The following is a 20,540-nucleotide window of genomic DNA, read 5'->3' as shown; positions in this document are numbered from 1 at the left end:
CCGGAGCCGGGGGGGAAACCGGCGCCGGGCCTTCGATATTGCAAGGCGACTTCAGGAGGGGGAGTTAGCCGGCCTTGCGAACCTCCGTCAGGAAGCTTTCCACGGTCTTGTTGAGGCGTTCGGCGCGCTCGGACACCGCTTGCACGGCCTGCAGCACATCCTGCGATGCCTCGCCGGTCTGACGTGCCGAACGCGACACTGCATCGACATTTTCCGACACCGAGCGGGCGCTGGTGGCGGCCTGCGACACGGACGACGAGATTTCCCGCGTCGAGGCGCTCTGCTCTTCCGCCGCCGCTGCGATGGCCGCGGAGGTCTGGCTGATTTCGCCGACCGCGCGGGTGACGTCCTCGATCGAGGCCGACGAGGTCGCGGCCGCATCCTGGATCGCCTGGATGCGCTCACGGATATCGTCCGTGGCTTGGGCTGTCTGGGCGGCCAGCGACTTCACTTCCGACGCCACGACGGCGAAGCCCTTGCCGGCCTCGCCTGCACGCGCCGCCTCGATCGTGGCGTTGAGGGCCAGAAGATTGGTCTGCTCGGAGATGTCATTGATCAGCTGGACAACCTGACCGATCTCCTGCGCCGCTGCGCCGAGATTGCCGACTACGGTACGCACGCTCTTGGCGCGTTCGTCGGCCTGCGAGGCCATGGTTGAGGAACCCTGGATCTGCTGGGTCACTTCCGCGATCGACGCTGACAGTTCTTCTGCCGCTGCCGCCACGGACTCGACATTGGACGACGCTTCGGAGGCGTAGGACGCCATCAGATCGCTCTGCTGCGAGCCTTCCGATGCGGCGTGAGACAATTGCTGGGCGATAGCCGCCATGCCGCTGCAGGCCTCGCTGACTTCACGCAGCATCGCGCGGACATCAGCGTCGAACCCGTGAGCCAGCTCGTTCAGGCGGGCGGCGCGGCGCTCATTGGCTTCCGCCTGGGCGCGGGTGTCCGCCTCAAGTTGCTCGGCCTTCAGGCCGTTATCGCGAAAGCGTTTGAGGCTTTCCACCACAGCGCCCAGCTCGTCGGAGCGCTGCAGCGCATCGATGTCGAGCGAATAGTCTCCGGTCGCAAGGACTTCCGTCGCATCGGCAATCGTCCGCACCGATTTGGCGGTCCGGCGGCCGAAGAGAACGGACACCGCGATCAGGCCTGCACCGGCTATCACGGCCAGGGAAAGGAAGATGATGATCGAGGTATTCGATGTGCGCTGAGCGGCAGCGACATCCTGCTCGGAGAGCTCGGCGGCGTGTTCCGCCAAAGCCGTGAGATCGGCGTTGATGCCATCAAACACTTCATCAAACGGCTGGAGGAAGGCCACGGAGCTGGCAAAGTCGAGTTCCAGCATCTGGCCGACGAAGTCCAGCGCATCCTTGTAGAGCGCGAGCTGTTCAACCAGCTCGTTGATCGTGTCGCCACGGCCGGCTTCTTCGGCAAAGGGACGCAGGGTCTCGATACTGTCGGACAGACCATCCACCCGTCCGGCCACGGCCTCGAAGCCGGCGAGGACATCGACACTGTCGCCGGCGGCCTGCCGCGTGACGATGCTCAGCACATCGGCGTTGATGGCTTCCAGCCGGGCCCGGAATTCGGTGAGCCGCAGGCCGGCATTCATGTCGCCGATGACGGCGTCCTGGGTGTGCGACGCATTGAGCAGCGCCCAGGTCCCCAGACCCGCGACGCCGGTCAGTGCCAGAATGGCCGCGATCGGCGCAACCGCAAAGGATTGCGCGATCGAAAGACTGAAACGTGATGCCTTGCCCATATTCCCTCTCCTCTTCCGGTACCCACCGGTTGGACGTCCCGCCGCACACCCGTGCGGCGGGACGCAGTCACCGCTAGAAACCTGCGCGGAGTGACAACCAGAACCGCGATTCAGTTAACGTATTGGCATTGGTCTGTTCACCATCGCCAAAATTCGCGTTCTGGGCGTTCAGCGCGACCGACAGGTGGTCGTTGATGACGTATTCGCCGCGGAAGGAGGCGGAGATCACATCGTCAACAGACACGCGCGACACGGATCCGAAGGCCGGCTGCATCGGCACATCCGTGCTCGAGACATAATTGACCAGCACATCGGCGCGGAAGCGCTCGCCGGTCCAGCCGACACGGGCGTTCGCCAGATGGCTCGGCGTGGCGCCTTCATAGTCACGGACCGTGTTGACACCGAAGGGCGACAGATCGTCCTCGACGGACTGGAGGGTGTAGTTCACCGACCAGTTCCAGGGGCCTTCCGGATTACCGTTGAGCGTGACCTCGGCACCCGTCGTCGCCGTGTCGCCACGGTTTCCGAACAGGAAGGCCGGGGCGTTGACGGCCGGCGGGAAGAGATCCGGCACGGGACCGAAAGCACCGCGGTCCTTCTCGGTCTCGTGGTAGAAGAGCGCTGCGCGCAGATCGACAGTCGGCGACAGGGACCGGTCATAGGCGATCTCGTAATTGGTCACGATGGCCGGCTCGATATTCGGGTCACCGGAGATGACCAGCGTATTGCCGCCCACCGTTACCGGCAGACCGAAACCGATGTCGAACATCGTCGGCGCCAGCACGCCGCGACCCGTCGAGAAGCGCATCGTGCCGCCGAATTCCGGACGCCAGACGAGCGCGGCATTGTAGCTGAACTCCTCGATCGTGACGTCATAGTCTTCCCGCGAGAACGGGTAGAGCGCCGGATCCATATCGCCGTCACGGCTCCAGTCCACATGGTCGTAGCGGCCGGCCAGGGTCAGCTCGATGCTGTCGGAGAACTTGCGGTTCCACATTGCCGATGCGGCAAGGGTCTCATAGCCGAAATCGCCATTGCCCGGAGCCGGGAAGGAGTTGGACTCGCCGTCGCGATACTCGGCCGACAGACGGATGGTGTTACGCGTACCGACCTTGAACAGGTCTTCGATCGCAAAGGCCGTCAGCGAGGTTTCGTTCAGGCCGAAGCTGTAGAGCACCTCGACCTCATTGCGGAAGCCGGAGATCGTCAGGAAGCCCAGATCGGTGTCGGCTTCGACACCGGCACGATAGGAGGTGATCTCGTATTCGCTCTCGGCCGCCAGCGCGATGCTGGTGCTTTCCACCTGGTTCACTTCGGAATGCGTGAACTCGGTGATCAGGTTCACCTTGTTCGTCAGGGCGAAACGGCCCTCCAGCGCCAGCGTGTCGCGGGAGAATTCGACATCGCCGAAGCCGGCCGCACCGGTATTGCCCGGAAAGCCGCCAAACTCGTCGGCGCGCGTCGAGCCGAGGCTGAAGCGGACCGAGGCGCGGTCGCCCAAGCCATAGGCGGCAACCAGCGACAGGTCGGTATAGCTGTCCGTGCCGCCATCGACGTGCGCGGTGGCATAATTGCCCAGTTCCGGATTGCGCGTAATGATATTGACCACGCCGGACACGGCGTTGAAGCCGTAGAGCGCCGACTGGGCGCCCTTGACCACTTCGATCTGCTGGATCTCGTCCAGCTGCACCGGCAGGGTCGCCCAAGCAGTATAGCCATAGCTGTCCAGATAGACTTCACGGCCGTTCACCAGCACCAGGAGGCGCGGCGTATAGCCCGTCGCGGCGCCGCGGATATTGACCTGGCCGTCGCCGAAGCCGTAGCGGGTCACGTCCATGCCGGCATAGTGACGCAGGATGCCCGGGATATCGCGTTCCGGGAAACGGCGGATGTCTTCGCCGGTGATGATCACCATCGTGGCGGGAACGTCGGAGGCGCGCTGCGGTGCGCCCGTGGCACCGGCGGTGACCGGTTCGCCGAACAGTTCGCTCATCGCCGTGTAGTCGAGGCTCTGGGCCGAAGCGCCGGCCTGCCAGACGAGACCGGCAGCCAGGGCAGCGAAGGAAGTCGTGATCAGTTGCTTTTTCATGATAAAACTCTTCAAGTCCTGTCCGGTCTAGATTTCTTCGATCATCATCGCGAAGGCCGCCGCGAAGGAGACCGAGGATGCGTCCGCTGCGCCGCGATTGACGACGATCCGGACAGACGGCGCGCTCTGCACGCCCATCACGCAATTGCCGCTTTCAACGCAGCCCATATCGGTGGACACCGTCATCACGCCGGCCGAGCTGGCCGAGGAGAAAACGCCCGCATCGCCCGACGCGCCGCCCAGCAGGACGGCGGCATGAGCGCCGCCGAGGCTGCCGGCATCGGCCACGGGAACCAGACGTGCATTCAGCGTGACGCGGCCAGCGGACAGGCCGCCGGACATGGCGCCGGCCAGAGCCTGGGCTTCCGCCTCGCTGGCCGGGTCGTAGACGATGGCGACGGTCCGGTCGGATCCGTCGACACCTTCCATGAAGCCAAGCGCGCGGCCGATCACTTCAAGATCGCGCTGGGAGGTTTCCGCAAAAACGGGAGACGTAAAGAGTGCGCCGGCGAGAACCGGCAGAATGAGAGAACGCATGTAAGCCCCTGCCCTTTTGTTTGGGGGACGCCGCTGGACGTCGCATGGGCACCGCTTACGCAGGGGGGATTAACAGAATGATTTCAACTGCTCATAGGATATTACAACCTCTATTACCCCAACTCGCCTTTTCGAAGAAAAACCAAGGCTTCACCAAAAACTCTCATTTAATATGACTGATCCGTCCGCAGAATTGCGACAGCTCCATCGCGTCAGATCTGCGACAACACCGTCGACCGCTCGCGAAGGCGATCAAGCAGCCCGGCCAGGATTTCGATTTCCTGTTCAGAGAATTCTGCCAGCAATGCAGATTCCTGATCGAGGGCGACAGGGGCAATCTCGTCATAGACGCGCCGCCCGTCGGCCGTCAGATGCAGCATGCGCGAACGCCGGTCCGCTGCGTGGTTCTCACGCTCCACCAGTCCGCGCTCTTCCAGGCTTCGCACAGCACGCGAGACCGATACCTTGTCCATGGCCGCACTGTCGCTGATCGCCTGGGCCGTCATCGGCACGGCTTCACCCAGGATCGCAATCACGCGCCATTCCCAGATCGTCACGCCGAACTGGTCCTGATAGGCCCGCGCCACCAGCCGGCTGACGAGGTTGGACGTCACGGCGAGACGGTAGGGTAAGTAATCCTGCAGGCGCAGGTGCGACGGGTTATCGGGCACGGTCGAGCGGGTCATGCAGCAGTCGTGCAATACGGGGGCGGGGGCCGCAAGCGATTGTTGTCTCGACGACAGGGCACGGCTCGCGCTATCTCAGACGCCATGACCGACCTTGTAACGCCGCCTGCCCGGCCCCGCCTTGCCATCGACGGCGACAGCCGTTCCTTCCCGGTTGCCCGCGTTTTCTGTATCGGCCGCAATTATGCAGATCACGCAAAGGAGATGGGCGCGAAGGCGGAAGCGATCTTCTTCATGAAGCCCGCCGACGCCGTCACAACCGGCCGCACCCTTGCCTATCCTGCCGAGACCGCGGATCTGCATCATGAAGTCGAGCTGGTGCTGGCCCTCGGTGAGGGCGGCACCATTGCCGCCTGCGGCGTCGGGGTCGACCTGACCAAGCGCGACCTGCAGGCCCGGCTGAAGGAAAAGTCCGCCCCCTGGGAGATCGCCAAGGCGTTCCGCGACAGCGCGCCCGTCGGTGCACTGCGTGCCGGACCGCCGCCGGCGGCCGGTGCGATCGGCCTGTCGGTCAATGGTGAGGCCCGGCAATCGGGCGATCTGGACCAGATGATCCTGACGCCGCAGGCGCTTCTGGCCGAACTGGGCCGCTTCTTCACACTCGGCGCCGGCGACCTGGTCTTCACCGGCACGCCCGCCGGTGTCGGCCCGCTCAAGGCCGGCGACACGGTCAAGGCGGAGATCGCCGGCCTGCCCGTGCTGGAATTCTCCGTCACGGAGGCCCGTTCATGACCACGACGCTTTACGGCTACTGGCGCTCCAGCGCCGCCTATCGCCTGCGCATCGCCCTCAATCTCAAGGGCGTTGCCTATGAGCAGGTCTCGATCAATCTGAAGGATGGCGAACAGAACAGCGATGACTGGCGGGGCATCCAGCCACAGGGCCTGGTGCCTGTGCTGGAGCATGACGGCCGGCGCCTGCTGCAATCGCCGGCCATCCTGGAATGGATCGAGGAGACCTGGCCGCAACCGGCCCTGCTGCCATCAACCGCGCAAGCACGCTGCCTCGTGCGCGGCTGGGCCTCGGTGATCGCCTGCGACATCCATCCTGTGCAAAATCTGCGCGTCCTGAACGCTATCGCCGGCGATCTCGGCCAGGGCCCGGAAGGCATGAAGGCCTGGGCCCAGCGCTGGATCGGTTCCGGTCTGCAGTCGCTGGAGGCCATGGTGGCCGCACACCCGCGCAGCACGCCCTTCCTTCACGGCGATGCGCCCGGTCTCGCCGAGGTTTATCTCGTGCCGCAAATGTACAATGCCCGCCGGTGGGGCGCCGACATCTCGAACTGCCCCACCCTCCAGGCCGCGGACGAAGCGGCACGGGCGCTTCCCGCCTTCCGCGATGCCGAGCCGGAAAATCAGCCCGACGCAGAAGGTTAGGACAAACGGCGCAGCGGGCCGAACTGCCGGCGGGACAACCCGTCCAGCAGCCACTCCACGGGGCCGGTCCGGAAAGACCGGCTCCAGGCCCAGACCGCGAGCGCCTGCACAACGCACAGAAGAAAGCCGGTCAGCGCCAGCCCGGCCGGGCCCAGCCGTCCGTAGAGCGACAGGCCGGGCAGGAAGGAAAACAGGGCAAGCCCGATCAGGAGCTGGCCGGTATAGAGGCTCAGCCAGATCTCACCGGCCTGTTCGAGAAGTCGGGTCACCGGTGCGAGGCGAGCGTGACTGCCCGCCAGGACGATCAGCGCTGCGACCCCGGTCGCACACAGCAAGGCCCCAACCGCATGCGCACCATTGCTCTGCCACAGGCCGGACGGGGCGAAGTCCCGCGCCAGGGCCACGGCCGCCGCCCATCCGGTCAGCGGCAAGCCGAGGCCCAGGCAGACGGCCGCGACCAGGACATAGTGCATCGCCGCCCACCGCCCGCCGGCAAATCCGGTTTCCAGCGCCAGCATGCCGATCATCGCCACCCCCAGAACACCGCCGCCGAGAAAAACGACCTCCATGAGATGCCATTGCAGCGCCGTTGCCATATTGCGGGGCAATTGCGCGAAATAGCCCGCCCGGTGTGCCGCTTCGGCTTCGGTGACCTGTTCGGTTCCGAAACCCAGCAGCTGGCCCGGCTCCATCGTGTCGGGCAGAAGCGCGGTCACGGCCGACCCTGCCACCACGATCAGCAGCGTCCCGCCCACCAGGACCAGCGCAGTGACGAGGCGCGATGCCGGCTGCATGGCGCGCAGTGGCAAGGCAATCAGGCTCGCAATCACCAGGATCGAGATCAGCTCCCCGAACCAGACCAGGTAGGCAAGCACCAGGCCCAGCAGAAGCATCCAGCCCAGCGGCACCCGCAAGCCCCGGTCCTGTTGCCAGGCCAGCCAGCCCCCGAATGCAGCGATCAGCACGATATTGAACGTCCAGGACACGAGCGTCTGGCCGGTCCACCAGGCCACGGCTCCGGCGGCGCCCAGCGTCCGGCCGCCGATCTCCGGCAGGTCGGCAGAAGGCCACACGCCCGCCATGCCCGGCAGGTTGGCCAGCAGAAGGCCGAAGGCACAAAGCCCGAGGAGGCGGAGCAGTCCTGCCCCGTCGCGGTCATCCATGATCGTGCTGCCCTTGCCCCATTTCCGCCACCTTGCTTACAAACAATTCACAAAATTCCCATCTTCCATGAAGACGCATTGGATATAACGCGTCATGCCCTCGTGAGGGGTTGAATCGGATCGTAGGGTGCACGTTTGGGATGATCCAGTTTCTCTCATCGCTGATCGAATGGCTCGCGCTGGCGGCCCTGTCGTCCGTCGGTATCGAAGTCGAGGCGGTCGACTGTGCTGCGGCTGCCGGCCCGGCAGAGTACCGGACCATCTCGGCGGTCTACGTCGCCGGTCCGGACGCTGTGTTCGTGAATACCGGCCTCAACAGCACGTCTTTGAGCGATTGCGCCGGTGCCGCCGGCAGCCTTCTGCGGATTGACGACACGCCCCTCCTGGTCGCGGAACCGCGCCAATCCTACCGCAGCTGATCCCCGCTATCGACCGCAGGTTTTTCCGTCAAACACCGGTTCTGCATAGATTATCTGTGTGTCCGGCGCGCATTTGCGCCTATTCTCTGCCATAATGAACAATCCGGCGCGCACAGGGCTTGATCCGGCGCAGGATGAAGGCAGCCAATCGGGCCCGGAATGACCAGACACACCCAGGACCAGACGATCGAACTGGCGGAGATGAATATGGCGGATGACGCTCAGGATTCACCGGTCGCCACAGCGCAGTCGCATGCGCTGTCCACCCAAGCCTCCCAGAACCCGCAATGGGACGATGCCGGTGGCAAGTCCAGCGGCAACTGGATGGTCTGGCTGGGCAATACGTTCGCGCTTTTGTGGATCGGCGCCGCGGGCGCCTTCATCTGGGGATATCTGGGCATCCAGTCGCTGGACGCACTGACGCGCTATGGTTTCGGCCAGCTGACCGGTCTGTCCGTGTTCGCCATCGCCCCGGCCCTGCTCTTCATCATGAGCGGGCTGATGGCGCGTGAAGTCGTCCGCAACGGCCGCAATACACGACGCGTCGAAATCGCCCTGCGCAAGCTGGTCGAGCCGGCCCGCTATGCCGAGCATGAAGTCCAGAGCCTGTCCGATGCCGTCTCCGATGAGGTCGAGCGGATCAATGCGGCGCTGGAAAGCGCCCTGGCCCGCCTTGCCGCCATGGAAGAGGTAATCGCGCACCATGCCGACACGCTGGAACAGTCGGCGACCGATGCGCGCGACCGTGCCGAAGGCCTGCTGAAGGATCTGCGCAGCGAGCGCCTGCGTCTCGGCGAAGTATCTGAATCGCTCGACGACAAGGCGGCCCTGATCGCCGCCGCGATTTCAGACCAGTCCAAAATGGTCGCCGCGGCAGCCGAGCTCGCCGCCTCCCAGGCCAGCGACAGCGAAAAGCGTATCCGCGCCAGCCTGAGCGATCTGGATGCCGCCGGCACGGCCATCGTCGAACGCAGCGACCAGGCTGCAATTGTCATCAGCGAACGCGCCGATCATCTGCGCGATCTGTCCAACGGCCTCAAGGAACGTTCGGAAAATCTCGACGCGGCCTATGTCAAACACCGCCAGCGCCTGAGCGAGGCCAGCGAGGCGCTGCGCCAGGAACAGGAAAAAATCGCTGCAGCGCTGGACTTCCACAAGGCCGAGCTGGAAGTCATGGCCAGGACCGCCCAGGACGGCGCCGGCGCACTGAAATCGGCGGCGTCCTCCGGTGCCGAGGCCTTCCGCGAGGCGGTCGATGCCGCCCTGGCGCGGGCCGACGACATGGCCGGCCGGGTCCGAACGGAAACCGAGCACGCCGCCAGCGAGCACGAGGCTGCGCTGGCCCGCCTGATCGCCTCCGCGCAGGAGGCCAAGGAGGTCTCCGAGGCCGCGATCGAGGCGATCGAGAAACAGGCCGACATCGTCTCCTCCAAGGTCGAGAAAACCAATGAGACGGCCTATGAAGCCGCCCGCCGCTCGGACGAGGCCTTCGAGGCCCGCCTGGCCGAAGCCGAGAAACTCACCCAGCGCGCCTCTCGGGCCGCCGACGATGCCGCCGACTCGGTCCGTCGCCGGCTCGAGGCCGTTCTGGAGACCGCGCGCACCGAGAGCCAGTCGGTCGAGCGTCAGATCGAGACGATGACACAGCGTCTGGCGGAAATGCCTGTCATGGCGCGTGACCGGGCGCAGGAAGCCGCCGACGCCCTGCGCCGAGGGCTGGACGGGCTGAATGCCGCCGCCATGGCCGCCGCCGAGGAGGCGCAGGAAATCGACGCCGCCTTCCAGTCGCGCATCCGCCAGAATTACGAATTGCTCAGCGATTTCATGTTGCGCATGGGCAGTGTGGCCGGTGGCCGGCGCGTGCCCGATCTCGGTGCCAATGAACTGCCCGACCCGCTGCAGCGGCGGCGTTCATCGCCCGCACCGGATGCGGATGCCGCCGAACCGGACGCCAATGACGCCCCGTCCCGGGACAGCGAGACGCCGGCAGCACCGGCCGAGGAGCGTCCGCGCAGCGACAACAGTGTCGGCTTCCCCGAGCGCGGCGGACGCCGCGGTCAGGGCGATCCGGGCTGGCGCTGGAAGGACCTGCTCTCGAACATGCCGCAGGACGAGGATGGCGCGCCATCACCGTCTGACCGCAAGAAGCGCTCCGACGACTAGACCCGAACGCGGCCGGGCGGCGATTATTCGCTGCCGGCTTCGCTCTCCGGCGTCTCGGTTGCCATGGCGGTCCAGCCGGCGATATCGCGGCTGATCGAGATCGCGGCCGCATCAAAAGCATCGACGATAGCCCCGGTCCGGTTGTCCGACGCCCGGCGTTCCGCCGAGAACACCCGCGCCCCGACAAAGCGGCGCCCGTGCTCGGCCACAAGCCGCGCCGCGATACGCACGCGGACGGTCGGCGCTGCGCTGTCGCCGTGATCATAGTCCGCCTCGAACTGGCGCAGATCGAGATGCAGCTCGTAATCGGCCCGCACCCCGTCTTCCGGCCGGGCCGGTGCCAGGCGCGCCTGATCGGCGTTGAACGTGTCGATCACCAGGCTCTGCAGCAGGCCCGGTGCCGGTGCGATCCAGCGCGCGCCATGGACATAGGCCAGGCTCTGCCCGTCGCGGACCAGCGCGATCTGGTCGCCGGACAGGCCGCGCGGCGCCTGCGGCATCTCGATCTCGATGATCGTCCAGTTCTCGCTATTGCCGCTCCATTCACTCGGTTCCGGCGAGGACAGGCGGTAGACCGACACCGGCTCGCTCTCGGGCAGAAGCGAGACACAGGCTGCCACCGGCAGCAGGCTCAGCGCGATCAGCGCCGGCTTGAGGAAACGTGTTCCGCTCATTGCGGGACCTCCACGGTTTCACGGGGCGAACCGGCGACGAAGGCACCGGGATTGCTCTCGATTTCCAGGGCGATGCGCTCCAGCGTCGCGATCAGACGGCGCAGGTCGGACGAGGCCCGGTTGAGATCCTGCAGCCCGCTGTCTGCAAAGTCTTCCAGCGGCGGCGTGATGGTGCGGATCATGGTGTCGGTGTTCACGGCCGCCTGGTTCACCGCTTGCGCCGCAAGTGTGGTCTCGGTAACCGCAGGGGTCAGATCATTGACCAGGAAACGCTCGGCAGTCGTGCCGAACTGCTCCAGCGAGATCGCCGCAGCCGAGATATCGCCGGCCGCCGTATCGATCCGGCCGATTGCCTGGCGCATGTCGGCGATCAGGGCATCTTCCGAACTCAGCCGCTCAGTCAGGGCGCGCAGGTTTGACAGGGTCTCCGAAACCTCTTCGACATTCTGCTCGCTGAGCAGGGCTGACAGGCGGAACAGCGCCGTCTGAGCCGCATCGAGCACGTCCTCGGACCCCTCGAACAGACCCTCCAACTGGGCGCGCCGGGCGAAGATTTTCGGCGGCTGGCGGCCGGGCGGGCTGAGCAGGCGCTGGGCATTGGGTGAGCCGCCCGAGATGAGGATATAGGACAGGCCCGTCAGGCCCTGCGGTTCGAGCTGGGCGAAACTGTCTACCCGGACCGGCGTCTGGGCGAGCACGCGGACCCGGGCGATCACCCGGCTCTGCTCGTCCAGCTCCAGCTCGATCACCTCGCCGACCTGGATCCCGTTGAACCGCACCTCCCCGCTTTCGCGCAGCCCGCGGACAGGTCCGTCGAACACGATGTCATAAAGGGCATAATCCTCGTCGAAGGAGATCTTGCCCAGCCAGAGGGCGAAGAAGCCGAGGGCGGCGGCCAGCAGGACGGTAAACAGGCCGACCAGCGCGTGATGAGCTTTGGTTTCCATGCCTAAATCTCCTTTCCGGCCAGCGCGGCGCGGCCGCGCGGTCCGTGGAAGTATTCCTGGATCCACGGATGCGGATGGTCCAGCAGTTCGCGGAGCGGAGCGACAACCTCCACCCGCTTGTCGGCCAGTACGGCCACCCGGTCGCAGATTGCGTAGAGACTGTCGAGATCGTGGGTAATCATCATGATGGTCAGGCCCAGCGCCCGGGACAATTCCAGCACCAGGCTGTCGAAGGCCGCCGCACCGATCGGGTCGAGACCGGCGGTCGGCTCGTCGAGAAACAGGATTTCCGGGTCCAGCGCCAGGGCGCGCGCCAGAGCGACGCGCTTGCGCATGCCGCCGGACAGCTCCGCGGGAAAGCGTGTCGCCGCGTCCGGCTGCAGACCGGCCAGACCGATCTTCATGCCGGCGATCTCCTCCATCAGGGAGATCGGCATGTCGACATGCTCGCGCAGCGGCGCCATGACGTTTTCCAGCACATTGAGCGAGGTGAACAGGGCCCCGTTCTGGAACAGCACGCCCCAGCGGCTGTCCACCCGCCGCCGTTCGGCCGCGCTCATCTCGCTGAACAGGCGCCCGTTGAGCCGGATCTCGCCGGCTTCCGGTTTTCTCAAACCAAGAATGGCATTCATCATCACGGTCTTGCCCGTGCCCGATCCGCCGACCACGCCCAGGATTTCTCCGCGGCGGATATCGAGGTCGAGATCGTCGTGCACCACATGATCGCCGAACTGGGAGCGCAGCCCCCGCACGGAGATGAGAATGTCCTCTCCGCTCATATGCCCAGCTCCAGATACATCATGGCGAACAGCGCCTCGAGCACGATGACGGCAAAGATCGACTGCACCACCGAAGCCGTCACCCGGCGCCCCAGCGACTCCACATCGCCCTGCACCTGCATGCCCTGCCGGCAGCCGATGATCGCCACGACCAGCCCGAAGACGGGCGCTTTCGACATGCCGACCCAGAAATGGCTCCAGTCGAGCTCCGAATGCAGGCGCGTGATGAACAGGGTCGGCGAGATATCCTGCGCCGACCAGGCGACGAGCATGCCGCCGAAAATCCCGGAAATCATGGCCCCGAAGGTCAGAAGCGGCGCCATCAGCACACAGGCGACGACACGCGGCATCACCAGCGCCTCATACGGGTCGAGGCCGAGCACGCGCATGGCATCGATTTCCTGCTGCATCTTCATCGACCCGATCGAGGCGGTGAAGGCACTGTCGGACCGGCCTGCCAGCATGATCGCGGTGATCAGCACACCAAATTCGCGCAGCACGGCGATGCCGACGAGTTCGACGGTAAAGACCGAGAAGCCGACACTGCGCAGCAGGTTGGCGCCCATATAGGCGACCACGGCACCGATGAAGAAGGACAGGACGGCGACGATCGGCAGGGCGTTCACCCCCACTTCTTCCATCGCCCAGACGGTCGGTGTCAGGCGGAAACGCCAGGGCTGGGCTGCCATGCGCAGGCCCGTCGTCACGGTGCGGCCGAAGAAGGCCATCGTGTCGACGGCCTCCGTCCAGGCCGCTTCCAGACCGGCGCCGATCCGCGCCATTGCGCCCATGAAGCCGAAGGCGGGTTCGCTTTCGGGCTGGCAGATCGTGGTGCGCGAACGCACCTCCTCGATCAGCCGCCGGGCTGTAGGATGATCGCCGCGGTAATGGATATCGCCATCGGGCTGGCTGCAGCGGCGTGTCGCCCGGCCCAGCAGATAGGCCCCGGCCGTGTCGATCCGGCCCAGCCCGTCCAGGTCGATCACGATATCGCCCGGCTCGCTGTTCTCCTCGACAGCGCGGATAGCCGCATCCTGCACACCGACGGTATCGACGACCCAGTCGCCGTTCGGCTCCAGCACAGTGCGTCGTCCGTCCTCCCGGACGGTCAGGCCCGCCGGGTCAGCAGTGATGACAGTTTCTCCCCTCATGTCCCTGACCCTAGTCGAAATTTTCCGCCCGCGGGAGTGCCTGGAAGCGGTGCAGCAAAACTGCGGCAGCCAGGCCACACACGGCCGGAATCACCATCAATGCAAACCCGCCCGCGCCGATCCGGGCATAGAAATATCCCGACACTGCAGACGCGGCCGCCATCACAACCCCGCCGGACAGCGCCGAATTGAGCGCCTGCGCCAGCGCCGCATGCTCATCGGGAACATGTTCGGACGCGAACCGCAGGAACCCGACATAGGTGGCGGCGAAAGTGAGCGCATGCAAGGATTGCAGTGCTAACAGCGCCCAGAGCGGCGGGGAAAACGCGGTCAGCCCCCAGCGCAGGATGGATGCCGCGGCACCGGCCCCGATCAGCATGGCCGGGCTGGCGCGTCCCAGAAGACCGCGTCCGGACAGCCATAAAAAGCCGATCTCGACCGCAACACCGGTGGCCCACAGCGCGCCGATCGCTGTGCCGGACAAGCCTTGGTCGCTCCAGGCCTTGGCGGAAAATGCGTAGTAGAAGCCATGCCCGGCCTGCACCATGGCCGAGGCCAGAAGCGCAATCCCCAGCGGCCCGCCCAGCATCACCAGGATATGGCCCAGCCGGGCATGATCGGCGCTGTGCGTGTCCGGACGGCGCCCCTCGGGCAACCAGGACGCGGCCAGTGCCAGCAGGCCCGCCCCCAGAATCAGCCAGGCCAGAATGCTCTCCGTGCCGAAGCGGTCGATCAGGGCACCGGCCGAGAAATTGGCGACGATGAACATGGCCGAGCCGAAAGCGCGCACCGGGCCGAAGGCGAAGCGGTCATCGCGGGCCGCGCGCATGGCGAAGGCATCGATCACTGGGATCTGGCCGAACAGCAGCGCGCCGGACAGGAAGGACAGGACCAGCAGCACCCACGGCAAGGATGACGGGCCGTGCAGGCCGAACACCACGACACAGCCAATGGCAAAGACCAGGATCGGATCGCGGCGCCGCACCGCCCGGTCCGACCAGCGCGCGCCGACCGGCGAGACCAGCGTGCGCCCGGCCATGCCGGCCGCCACGATCCAGCCGATCCATTCCGGCGACAGTCGGCGTCCGTCCAGCCATTGCGGGAAATAGGGCAGGAAACAGCCCAGTGTCATGTAGAAGGCGCCATAATAAGCGGCAAAGCGGAATGCGGGCGTGCGGATCATAAGGCCTTCCTGGCGTCGCGTGCGGTTCCAGCGATGCAGCATGCTGGTATGGCATGCTTGGCGAACAATGTTCACTTCTATAGGTTCGCGGTTCGAATTCGACCGCCGGAATCATGCGTCATGGGCCCAGATACCCTTGTTTCCACACAGCTGGAAGACAGACCGGACGCAGCGCCCGTCCGGCCGCTACGCGTGCTCGTCACCGGTTATCGCTCGCATCCGCATGTCGGCGGCCAGGGCGTTTATATCCGCGAGCTGACGCGCGGTCTGGCCGCGCTGGGCCACAAGGTCACTGTCGCCTCCGGTCCGCCCTATCCTGAGCTCGACCCCGGCATTGATCTGGTGCGCCTGCCCTCGCTCGACCTGTTTGCCGAAGAGAATGCTTTCATGGCGCTGCGCCCGAAGCATCTGGCCTCCTGGGCCGATCTGTCGGAGTGGCTGGCCCATAATTCCGGCGCTTTCGGTGAACTCTATGCCTTCGGCCGTCGCCTCGACCGCTATCTCGCCGACAATGCCGGCGAGTATGATGTCGTCCACGACAACCAGACGCTCTCGACACCTTTCCTGCGGATCGAGCGCCGCCTGCCGGTAATCACCACCCTGCACCACCCCATCGCGATCGATCACGACTACGCCCTGGCCGCCAGCGACGCCTGGTGGAAGGCGCTGCTGACCCGCCGCTGGTACCGGTTTGTGGGAATGCAGGCGCGCACCGCGCGCCGCCTGCAGCGTCATCTCGCCGTCTCCGAAGCCGCGCGCGACACCCATGCCGAACGCTATGGCGTCGCCCCGGACCGCGTGCGCGTCGCCTATAACGGGATCGATCATGAGGTCTTCCGGCCGGATCCGTCCATTTCGCGTGAGACCGGGCTGATCGTGACGACGGCCAGCGCCGACGTGCCGATCAAGGGTCTCGACGTGCTGATCGACGCTCTCGCCAAGGTCGCGGCCGCCCGCCCCAAGGCACGGCTGCACATTGTCGGCCAGCTGCGCGACGGACCGGCCAAGCGCCGGCTGGCCGCGCACGGCCTGTCCCAGCGTGTCTCCACCTCCAGCGATCTCACCCGCGCCGAAGTCGCCGATCTTTATCGCCGGGCGCACATCGTTGCCTGTCCAGCACGCTTTGAAGGCTTCGGCTTTCCCGCCGCGGAAGCCATGGCCTGCGGCGCAGCGGTTGTGTCCAGCGATGGCGGTGCCCTGCCTGAAGTCATCGGCGATGCCGGTCTTGTTTCGCCGGCCGGCGATGCCGAGGCGATGGCCGCCAATCTCGCCCGCCTGCTGGATGCGCCCGCCGAAGCGGCACAGCTGGGCGAGCAGGCCAGCACCCGCGCCCGGTCCGAGTTCAACTGGTCGTCCCACGCCCTCGCCGCCTCGCGGCTCTATGCCGAAGCGCTCGCTGAACGGGGAGACTCCCGCGCATGCTGACTGTCCGCCTCAAAGCGCTCGACCTGGATGCAGGCCAGCGCGTGCTCGATCTTGGCTGCGGCCAGGGACGCCACCTGCATGGCCTCTACTGGGATGAGACACCGGTCACCGCGGTCGGCGTCGACCTGTGTTATGATGATGTCGTCATCGCGCTCGACAAATTCTTCGAACTGCCGCCGCCCGAACCGGCCTCGCCGCTGCGCCATGCCGTGCTGGCGACCGCCAACGGGGAGACCCTGCCCTTCCCCGACAGGAGTTTCGACCGGATCATCTGTTCCGAAGTGCTCGAACACGTGCCCGATCCGGACCTCTTCCTGTCCGAGATTACACGCCTTCTGAAACCCGGCGGCATCTTCGTCGCCTCGGTGCCGCGCTACTGGCCCGAAGCGATCTGCTGGTGGCTGTCGCCGGCCTATCCGCGCACACCGGGCGGCCATGTGCGCATCTTCAAGCCGGACGCGCTGAAGGCTCAGGTCGAGAAGCACGGTTTCCGGCGCTTTTCGCGGCATTGGGCGCACAGCCTGCACAGCCCCTACTGGTGGCTGCAATGCGCGCTGTGGGACAGCCGTGAAACCAGCACGCTGGTCCGCATCTACCGCAAATTCCTCGAATGGGATCTGCTGGACCGGCCGTGGCTGACGCGGGCGATGGAAGCGGTGCTCGACCCGGTAATGGGCAAATCGGTCGTCATGTACTTCCGGAAGACCGTGTGATGGCGGATCTGGTCGATATCCGCGCCTGTGCCCGGCACATCGAGGCGCTGCAGCGTCCCGGCGGCGATATTCCCTGGATCGAGGCGGGTATCTGGGATGCGTGGAATCACGGTGAAGGCGCGATGGGACTGGCGATCGCCGGCCGCGAGACGGCCGCGCGCCGCGCCCTCGACCATCTTGCTGAACGCCAGGAGGCCGATGGCGGCTGGACCGGCGATCTGGGCGCCTCTGTCCCGCTGGACGACGCCAATCGCCATCTCGTCCCCGGCACGCCGGATACGGCCCGCGACACGAATTTCACCGGCTATGCCGCCGTCACCGTGCTGCGCTCCCTGCTCGCGCTGGGCGCCCTGTCGGACCTGCCGCGCTACTGGCCGATGGTGCAGCGCGCGATGGACTTCATCCTCGAACACCAGACACGGCAGGGCGACATCGTCTGGCGTGCCCGCGATGGCGACGAGCCACTGGAGACGATCGACTCGCTGCGTGCCGGCAATGCCTCACTCTACAAGTCGCTGGAATGCGCCATCCTGATGGGCCGCCTGATGGAGGCTCCCGTCGATCACTGGGCCCAGGCCCGCCGCAAGCTGGGCGCAGCGCTGCGCGAGAATGATGCCCGCTTCGACCGCAAGGGCACGGACCGCCGCCGCTATGCGATGGACTGGTATTATCCGGTTCTGGCTGGCGTCCTGACCGGCGAGACCGCCCGCGCGCGCCTCTATGCGCGCTGGACGGACTTTGTGAAGCCGGGACTGGGCTGCCGCTGCGTTTCGGACGAGCCCTGGGTCACCGCAGCCGAAACCGCCGAACTGGCCCTGGCCTGCCTCGCCGCCGGCAAGCGCGACCAGGCCCGCACGCTGATCGCCGACCTCGCACCATTGAAGGCCAAATCCGGCGGCTACTGGATGGGCTGGCAATTCGCCGAGGAAGTCGTCTGGCCCTATGAGCGTCCCAGCTGGACCGCCGGCGCCCTGATCATGGCGGCCGACGCGCTGGACGGCCTCACTCCGGGCTCCGGCCTGCTGGTGCGCAACTGGGTGGTGGAATATCCGGTCAGGCCAGACGCCGAAGCACTTCCAGCGTTCCTGTCCGCCTGACCGGCTCGAACAGGCCGGAGGCACAGGCCAGTTTCCAGATTTCATAGGGCGGGCGGCCGCCATCTTCCGGGTTCGGGAAGACATCGTGGATCGCCAGCAATCCGCCCGGCAGGATGCGTCCGCTCCAGCCGCGATAGTCGGCCAGCGCCGCTTCCATGGAATGCCCGCCATCGATGAAGACCATGCCCAAAGGCGTGGTCCAGTGAGCAGCCACGGTCGCCGATTTGCCGACCACCGGGATCACACAGTCTTCCAGGCCGGCGCGGAACAGCGTCTCGCGCAGGGCCGGCAGCGTTTCCACCGCCCCCAGCCCGGCATTGTAGAGATCGGGGTCGTGATACTCTTCGCCCTTCTGGTGTTCTTCCGAACCGCGATGATGATCGAGCGTGAACAACACCGTGCCCGCCTCGCGCACCGCAGGTCCCAGATAGAGGGCCGACTTGCCGCAATAGCTGCCAATCTCCAGCACCGGACCGAGACGCCCGGCCTCGCGTGCACAGGCAGCGAGATCCGCGCCTTCCCCGGGTGCGAGAAAGCCCTTTACGCTATCGGGATCGAGCATCAGGACAGGCTGTCGTCAGAGGCGTTGCTGCGGCGCAGATCGACCAGCTCGTCGACCCGTTCGCGCAAGCTGTCGGTGCGGACCGCGAAAAGGTCACGCTCGGACACCAGCTGGCTGGCGAGTTCCTCGTCGCCGGGAACCGGCATCTCAGCCAGAACGGCATCGAACAGGGCGAGCGCATCGCGGGCCCGGGCAGTGACGGTCTCGACATCGCCGATGCTGCGGCTGAGCGCGCTGCTGGAGACACCGCCCCCCTGGGCGATGAGTTCGGCAGCGGCATTGTCGACCGCGCCGGCAAGTTCCCAGGCCAGGGTCATGTCGGTCAGGAAATGGGCGGCAAAGCCGGGCGCGTCGAGCGCGGTTTCATTGGCTTCAAGATAGCGGGCCACCGGTGAGCGGTCGGTTCCGGCATCATCATCCGACTGACCCGCGAGGCGGCCCATCCAGGACATGGCGGTCGCCATCGACCCGGCTTCGCGTATCCAGCCGCGCGCCCGGGCAACATCCTCGAAATCGGCGGCCGTCCGGCTGACGCTGGCCTGCTGCGGCGAAGCTTCACCGGCTTCGGCAAAACGGGAGGAGACGGAAATCGGGGCACTGGCACAGCCCACGACGAAGGAACACGCGGCCAATGCCACAAGGAAGCGCCGAAGTCCGGTCATTACGCGGTGGTTTCCCAACAGTCTCTGATTAGCCCCAAGGTGAAAGATGATATAGGGACATAAGGGTCTAGGCTATGGTTTATTGCGTTTACGACGCGCTAACAGGACATATCTGGAATGGACGCCGCCTACTCCCGCCGACTGCTGTATCCGCCAATCCACGCAACGCAGACATTCCGCCTGCCGGTGAGCGGCGGACACGAACTTCATGTCGAGGAATGCGGCCGCCCTGACGGCCTGCCCGTCATCACCCTGCATGGCGGTCCCGGCGGCGGTGTCTCACCCGCCCTGCGCCGCTTTTTTGACCCGCGCCGCTACCGCATCATCCTGTTCGACCAGCGCGGCTGTGGACGCTCCACACCGCATGGCGGGCTGGAGAACAACACCACCGCCGACCTGATCGACGATATCGAACGCATCCGCGAACGCATGGGTGTCGACAAATGGCTGGTCTTCGGCGGCTCCTGGGGGGCGACACTGGCCATCGCCTATGCCCGCCAGCATCCGGACCGCTGCCTCGGCCTGGTCCTGCGCGGTGTCTTCCTGTGCACCGAGCTGGAGCTGAACTGGTTCTATCGCCAGGGCGCCAACATGCTGTTCCCGGATGCCTGGGAACGCTTGGTCGACCCGCTGGCACCGGAAGAGCGCGGCGATATCGTGCGCGCCTATTACGAGCGCCTGGCCGAGCCGGACATCATCCGCCGCCGCCCGGACGCGCTCGCCTGGGCGCGTTGGGAAAGTGCGCTGATCTCGATGACCGGTGACCCGTCCGCCCCCCTCGCCGACCCGATCCGCGCCGACGCGCTGGCCCGGCTGGAGACACATTATTTCGTCCATAACGGCTTCCTGGAACGCGATGGCGTGCTGCTGGAGGATGTCAGCCGCTTCAGCCATCTGCCCGGCGTCATCGTGCAGGGCCGCTACGACATGGTGACCCCGCCGCGCTCGGCCTGGTCGCTGGCCCGGGCCTGGCCGCGGGCGCGGCTGCAGATGATCGGCGATGCCGGTCATGCCGCCGGCGAACCGGGCGTCGTTGATGCCCTGGTGCGCGCGACCGATGCCTTTGCCGACCGCATGGGCTAATCCGGACAAGAAAACGGGGCCGCATCGTATGGATGCGACCCCGTGTAACACCAATGGTGGTGTTATGAG

The 20,540-nt window shown here is 65.9% G+C and carries 20 protein-coding genes; 8 read left to right on the top strand and 12 right to left on the bottom strand.

All coding sequences use genetic code 11. The features are described 5' to 3' along the window. Positions 1-64: 64 nt before the first annotated feature. The 4 genes from ACXAJV_RS05540 to ACXAJV_RS05525 all read right to left on the bottom strand — a co-directional run bounded on the left by ACXAJV_RS05540 (position 65) and on the right by ACXAJV_RS05525 (position 5,074). Positions 65-1,762 carry a methyl-accepting chemotaxis protein gene (locus ACXAJV_RS05540; protein ID WP_475082847.1) on the bottom strand — a complete coding sequence of 566 codons (1,698 nt, stop codon included), beginning with the start codon at positions 1,760-1,762 and terminating at the stop codon, positions 65-67. 73 nt (positions 1,763-1,835) lie between these two features. After that, the gene (locus tag ACXAJV_RS05535) at positions 1,836-3,851 is read right to left on the bottom strand and encodes a TonB-dependent receptor plug domain-containing protein (protein ID WP_475082845.1); all 2,016 of its coding nucleotides are present in this window, start codon (positions 3,849-3,851) and stop codon (positions 1,836-1,838) included. A gap of 27 nt (positions 3,852-3,878) precedes the next feature. After that, complete coding sequence (locus ACXAJV_RS05530; protein ID WP_475082843.1) at positions 3,879-4,388, bottom strand: hypothetical protein; 510 nt, start codon at positions 4,386-4,388, stop codon at positions 3,879-3,881. Between the two features lie 212 nt (positions 4,389-4,600). Next, positions 4,601-5,074, bottom strand: a complete 474-nt coding sequence (locus tag ACXAJV_RS05525) for a MarR family winged helix-turn-helix transcriptional regulator (RefSeq protein WP_475082841.1) — start codon at positions 5,072-5,074, stop codon at positions 4,601-4,603. 84 nt (positions 5,075-5,158) lie between these two features. Between ACXAJV_RS05525 and ACXAJV_RS05520 the strand changes: the two genes are divergently transcribed. Continuing rightward, on the top strand, positions 5,159-5,806 hold the full coding sequence (locus tag ACXAJV_RS05520) for a fumarylacetoacetate hydrolase family protein (protein WP_475082838.1): 648 nt from the start codon (positions 5,159-5,161) through the stop codon (positions 5,804-5,806). Continuing rightward, positions 5,803-6,450, top strand: coding sequence for a maleylacetoacetate isomerase (gene maiA, locus ACXAJV_RS05515; RefSeq protein WP_475082836.1), 648 nt, complete (start codon positions 5,803-5,805; stop codon positions 6,448-6,450). The genes ACXAJV_RS05520 and maiA overlap by 4 nt, the downstream gene beginning before the upstream one ends. On the opposite strand, the gene ACXAJV_RS05510 is transcribed toward maiA, so the two are convergent. Next, positions 6,447-7,613 carry a DUF418 domain-containing protein gene (locus ACXAJV_RS05510; protein WP_475082834.1) on the bottom strand — a complete coding sequence of 389 codons (1,167 nt, stop codon included), beginning with the start codon at positions 7,611-7,613 and terminating at the stop codon, positions 6,447-6,449. The genes maiA and ACXAJV_RS05510 overlap by 4 nt on opposite strands. Positions 7,614-7,753: 140 nt before the next feature. On the opposite strand from ACXAJV_RS05510, the gene ACXAJV_RS05505 reads away from it, so the two are divergent. Then, entirely contained in the window at positions 7,754-8,032 is a 279-nt protein-coding gene (locus tag ACXAJV_RS05505; RefSeq protein ID WP_475082832.1) for a hypothetical protein, read from the top strand. 159 nt (positions 8,033-8,191) lie between these two features. Further along, positions 8,192-10,195 (top strand): hypothetical protein, encoded by a 2,004-nt coding sequence (locus tag ACXAJV_RS05500; protein WP_475082831.1) that lies wholly within the window; start codon positions 8,192-8,194, stop codon positions 10,193-10,195. A gap of 23 nt (positions 10,196-10,218) precedes the next feature. Here the strand turns inward: ACXAJV_RS05500 and ACXAJV_RS05495 are convergent, their stop codons facing one another. From ACXAJV_RS05495 to ACXAJV_RS05475, 5 genes are read right to left on the bottom strand one after another with little or no spacing between them, the layout of a single operon-like run. Further along, positions 10,219-10,869, bottom strand: a complete 651-nt coding sequence (locus ACXAJV_RS05495) for an ABC-type transport auxiliary lipoprotein family protein (protein ID WP_475082828.1) — start codon at positions 10,867-10,869, stop codon at positions 10,219-10,221. After that, positions 10,866-11,816 carry an MlaD family protein gene (locus ACXAJV_RS05490; protein WP_475082827.1) on the bottom strand — a complete coding sequence of 317 codons (951 nt, stop codon included), beginning with the start codon at positions 11,814-11,816 and terminating at the stop codon, positions 10,866-10,868. Before ACXAJV_RS05490 ends, ACXAJV_RS05495 begins: the two co-directional genes overlap by 4 nt. A gap of 2 nt (positions 11,817-11,818) precedes the next feature. Continuing rightward, positions 11,819-12,595, bottom strand: a complete 777-nt coding sequence (locus ACXAJV_RS05485) for an ABC transporter ATP-binding protein (RefSeq protein WP_475082825.1) — start codon at positions 12,593-12,595, stop codon at positions 11,819-11,821. Then, on the bottom strand, positions 12,592-13,746 hold the full coding sequence (locus ACXAJV_RS05480) for an MlaE family lipid ABC transporter permease subunit (RefSeq protein ID WP_475082822.1): 1,155 nt from the start codon (positions 13,744-13,746) through the stop codon (positions 12,592-12,594). The genes ACXAJV_RS05485 and ACXAJV_RS05480 overlap by 4 nt, the downstream gene beginning before the upstream one ends. A 10-nt stretch (positions 13,747-13,756) precedes the next feature. Next, positions 13,757-14,929: an MFS transporter gene (locus tag ACXAJV_RS05475; protein WP_475082819.1), complete on the bottom strand. Its 1,173-nt coding sequence runs from the start codon at positions 14,927-14,929 to the stop codon at positions 13,757-13,759. Between the two features lie 120 nt (positions 14,930-15,049). Here ACXAJV_RS05475 and ACXAJV_RS05470 point away from each other — a divergent pair, with 120 nt between their 5' ends. The 3 genes from ACXAJV_RS05470 to ACXAJV_RS05460 are packed head-to-tail and all read left to right on the top strand — an operon-like array spanning position 15,050 to position 18,164. Next, positions 15,050-16,354: a glycosyltransferase family 4 protein gene (locus tag ACXAJV_RS05470; RefSeq protein ID WP_475082816.1), complete on the top strand. Its 1,305-nt coding sequence runs from the start codon at positions 15,050-15,052 to the stop codon at positions 16,352-16,354. Next, the gene (locus ACXAJV_RS05465; RefSeq protein ID WP_475082814.1) at positions 16,348-17,067 is read left to right on the top strand and encodes a class I SAM-dependent methyltransferase; all 720 of its coding nucleotides are present in this window, start codon (positions 16,348-16,350) and stop codon (positions 17,065-17,067) included. The genes ACXAJV_RS05470 and ACXAJV_RS05465 overlap by 7 nt, the downstream gene beginning before the upstream one ends. Next, positions 17,067-18,164: a prenyltransferase/squalene oxidase repeat-containing protein gene (locus ACXAJV_RS05460; RefSeq protein ID WP_475082812.1), complete on the top strand. Its 1,098-nt coding sequence runs from the start codon at positions 17,067-17,069 to the stop codon at positions 18,162-18,164. Before ACXAJV_RS05465 ends, ACXAJV_RS05460 begins: the two co-directional genes overlap by 1 nt. On the opposite strand, the gene ACXAJV_RS05455 is transcribed toward ACXAJV_RS05460, so the two are convergent. Both ACXAJV_RS05455 and ACXAJV_RS05450 read right to left on the bottom strand, forming a co-directional pair. Then, the gene (locus ACXAJV_RS05455) at positions 18,121-18,726 is read right to left on the bottom strand and encodes a class I SAM-dependent methyltransferase (RefSeq protein WP_475082809.1); all 606 of its coding nucleotides are present in this window, start codon (positions 18,724-18,726) and stop codon (positions 18,121-18,123) included. The two genes, ACXAJV_RS05460 and ACXAJV_RS05455, sit on opposite strands and share 44 nt — an antisense overlap. Further along, complete coding sequence (locus ACXAJV_RS05450; RefSeq protein WP_475082807.1) at positions 18,726-19,388, bottom strand: hypothetical protein; 663 nt, start codon at positions 19,386-19,388, stop codon at positions 18,726-18,728. The genes ACXAJV_RS05455 and ACXAJV_RS05450 overlap by 1 nt, the downstream gene beginning before the upstream one ends. 117 nt (positions 19,389-19,505) lie before the next feature. Here ACXAJV_RS05450 and pip point away from each other — a divergent pair, with 117 nt between their 5' ends. Next, positions 19,506-20,471 (top strand): prolyl aminopeptidase, encoded by a 966-nt coding sequence (pip, locus tag ACXAJV_RS05445; protein ID WP_475082805.1) that lies wholly within the window; start codon positions 19,506-19,508, stop codon positions 20,469-20,471. Positions 20,472-20,540: the final 69 nt, after the last annotated feature.

It is taken from the genome of Maricaulis sp. ABE4_448, assembly GCF_056160825.1.
The sequence above is the reverse complement of the archived record's forward strand: the minus strand, read 5'-3'. Positions and strand labels throughout refer to the sequence as shown.

Bases quoted from the DNA above. Each gene is read 5' to 3' on its own strand.
- ACXAJV_RS05540 (WP_475082847.1), bottom strand. From the start codon at position 1,762: ATGGGCAAGGCATCACGTTTCAGTCTTTCGATCGCGCAATCCTTTGCG.
- ACXAJV_RS05535 (WP_475082845.1), bottom strand. From the start codon at position 3,851: ATGAAAAAGCAACTGATCACGACTTCCTTCGCTGCCCTGGCTGCCGGT.
- ACXAJV_RS05530 (WP_475082843.1), bottom strand. From the start codon at position 4,388: ATGCGTTCTCTCATTCTGCCGGTTCTCGCCGGCGCACTCTTTACGTCT.
- ACXAJV_RS05525 (WP_475082841.1), bottom strand. From the start codon at position 5,074: ATGACCCGCTCGACCGTGCCCGATAACCCGTCGCACCTGCGCCTGCAG.
- ACXAJV_RS05520 (WP_475082838.1), top strand. From the start codon at position 5,159: ATGACCGACCTTGTAACGCCGCCTGCCCGGCCCCGCCTTGCCATCGAC.
- maiA (WP_475082836.1), top strand. From the start codon at position 5,803: ATGACCACGACGCTTTACGGCTACTGGCGCTCCAGCGCCGCCTATCGC.
- ACXAJV_RS05510 (WP_475082834.1), bottom strand. From the start codon at position 7,613: ATGGATGACCGCGACGGGGCAGGACTGCTCCGCCTCCTCGGGCTTTGT.
- ACXAJV_RS05505 (WP_475082832.1), top strand. From the start codon at position 7,754: ATGATCCAGTTTCTCTCATCGCTGATCGAATGGCTCGCGCTGGCGGCC.
- ACXAJV_RS05500 (WP_475082831.1), top strand. From the start codon at position 8,192: ATGACCAGACACACCCAGGACCAGACGATCGAACTGGCGGAGATGAAT.
- ACXAJV_RS05495 (WP_475082828.1), bottom strand. From the start codon at position 10,869: ATGAGCGGAACACGTTTCCTCAAGCCGGCGCTGATCGCGCTGAGCCTG.
- ACXAJV_RS05490 (WP_475082827.1), bottom strand. From the start codon at position 11,816: ATGGAAACCAAAGCTCATCACGCGCTGGTCGGCCTGTTTACCGTCCTG.
- ACXAJV_RS05485 (WP_475082825.1), bottom strand. From the start codon at position 12,595: ATGAGCGGAGAGGACATTCTCATCTCCGTGCGGGGGCTGCGCTCCCAG.
- ACXAJV_RS05480 (WP_475082822.1), bottom strand. From the start codon at position 13,746: ATGAGGGGAGAAACTGTCATCACTGCTGACCCGGCGGGCCTGACCGTC.
- ACXAJV_RS05475 (WP_475082819.1), bottom strand. From the start codon at position 14,929: ATGATCCGCACGCCCGCATTCCGCTTTGCCGCTTATTATGGCGCCTTC.
- ACXAJV_RS05470 (WP_475082816.1), top strand. From the start codon at position 15,050: ATGGGCCCAGATACCCTTGTTTCCACACAGCTGGAAGACAGACCGGAC.
- ACXAJV_RS05465 (WP_475082814.1), top strand. From the start codon at position 16,348: ATGCTGACTGTCCGCCTCAAAGCGCTCGACCTGGATGCAGGCCAGCGC.
- ACXAJV_RS05460 (WP_475082812.1), top strand. From the start codon at position 17,067: ATGGCGGATCTGGTCGATATCCGCGCCTGTGCCCGGCACATCGAGGCG.
- ACXAJV_RS05455 (WP_475082809.1), bottom strand. From the start codon at position 18,726: ATGCTCGATCCCGATAGCGTAAAGGGCTTTCTCGCACCCGGGGAAGGC.
- ACXAJV_RS05450 (WP_475082807.1), bottom strand. From the start codon at position 19,388: ATGACCGGACTTCGGCGCTTCCTTGTGGCATTGGCCGCGTGTTCCTTC.
- pip (WP_475082805.1), top strand. From the start codon at position 19,506: ATGGACGCCGCCTACTCCCGCCGACTGCTGTATCCGCCAATCCACGCA.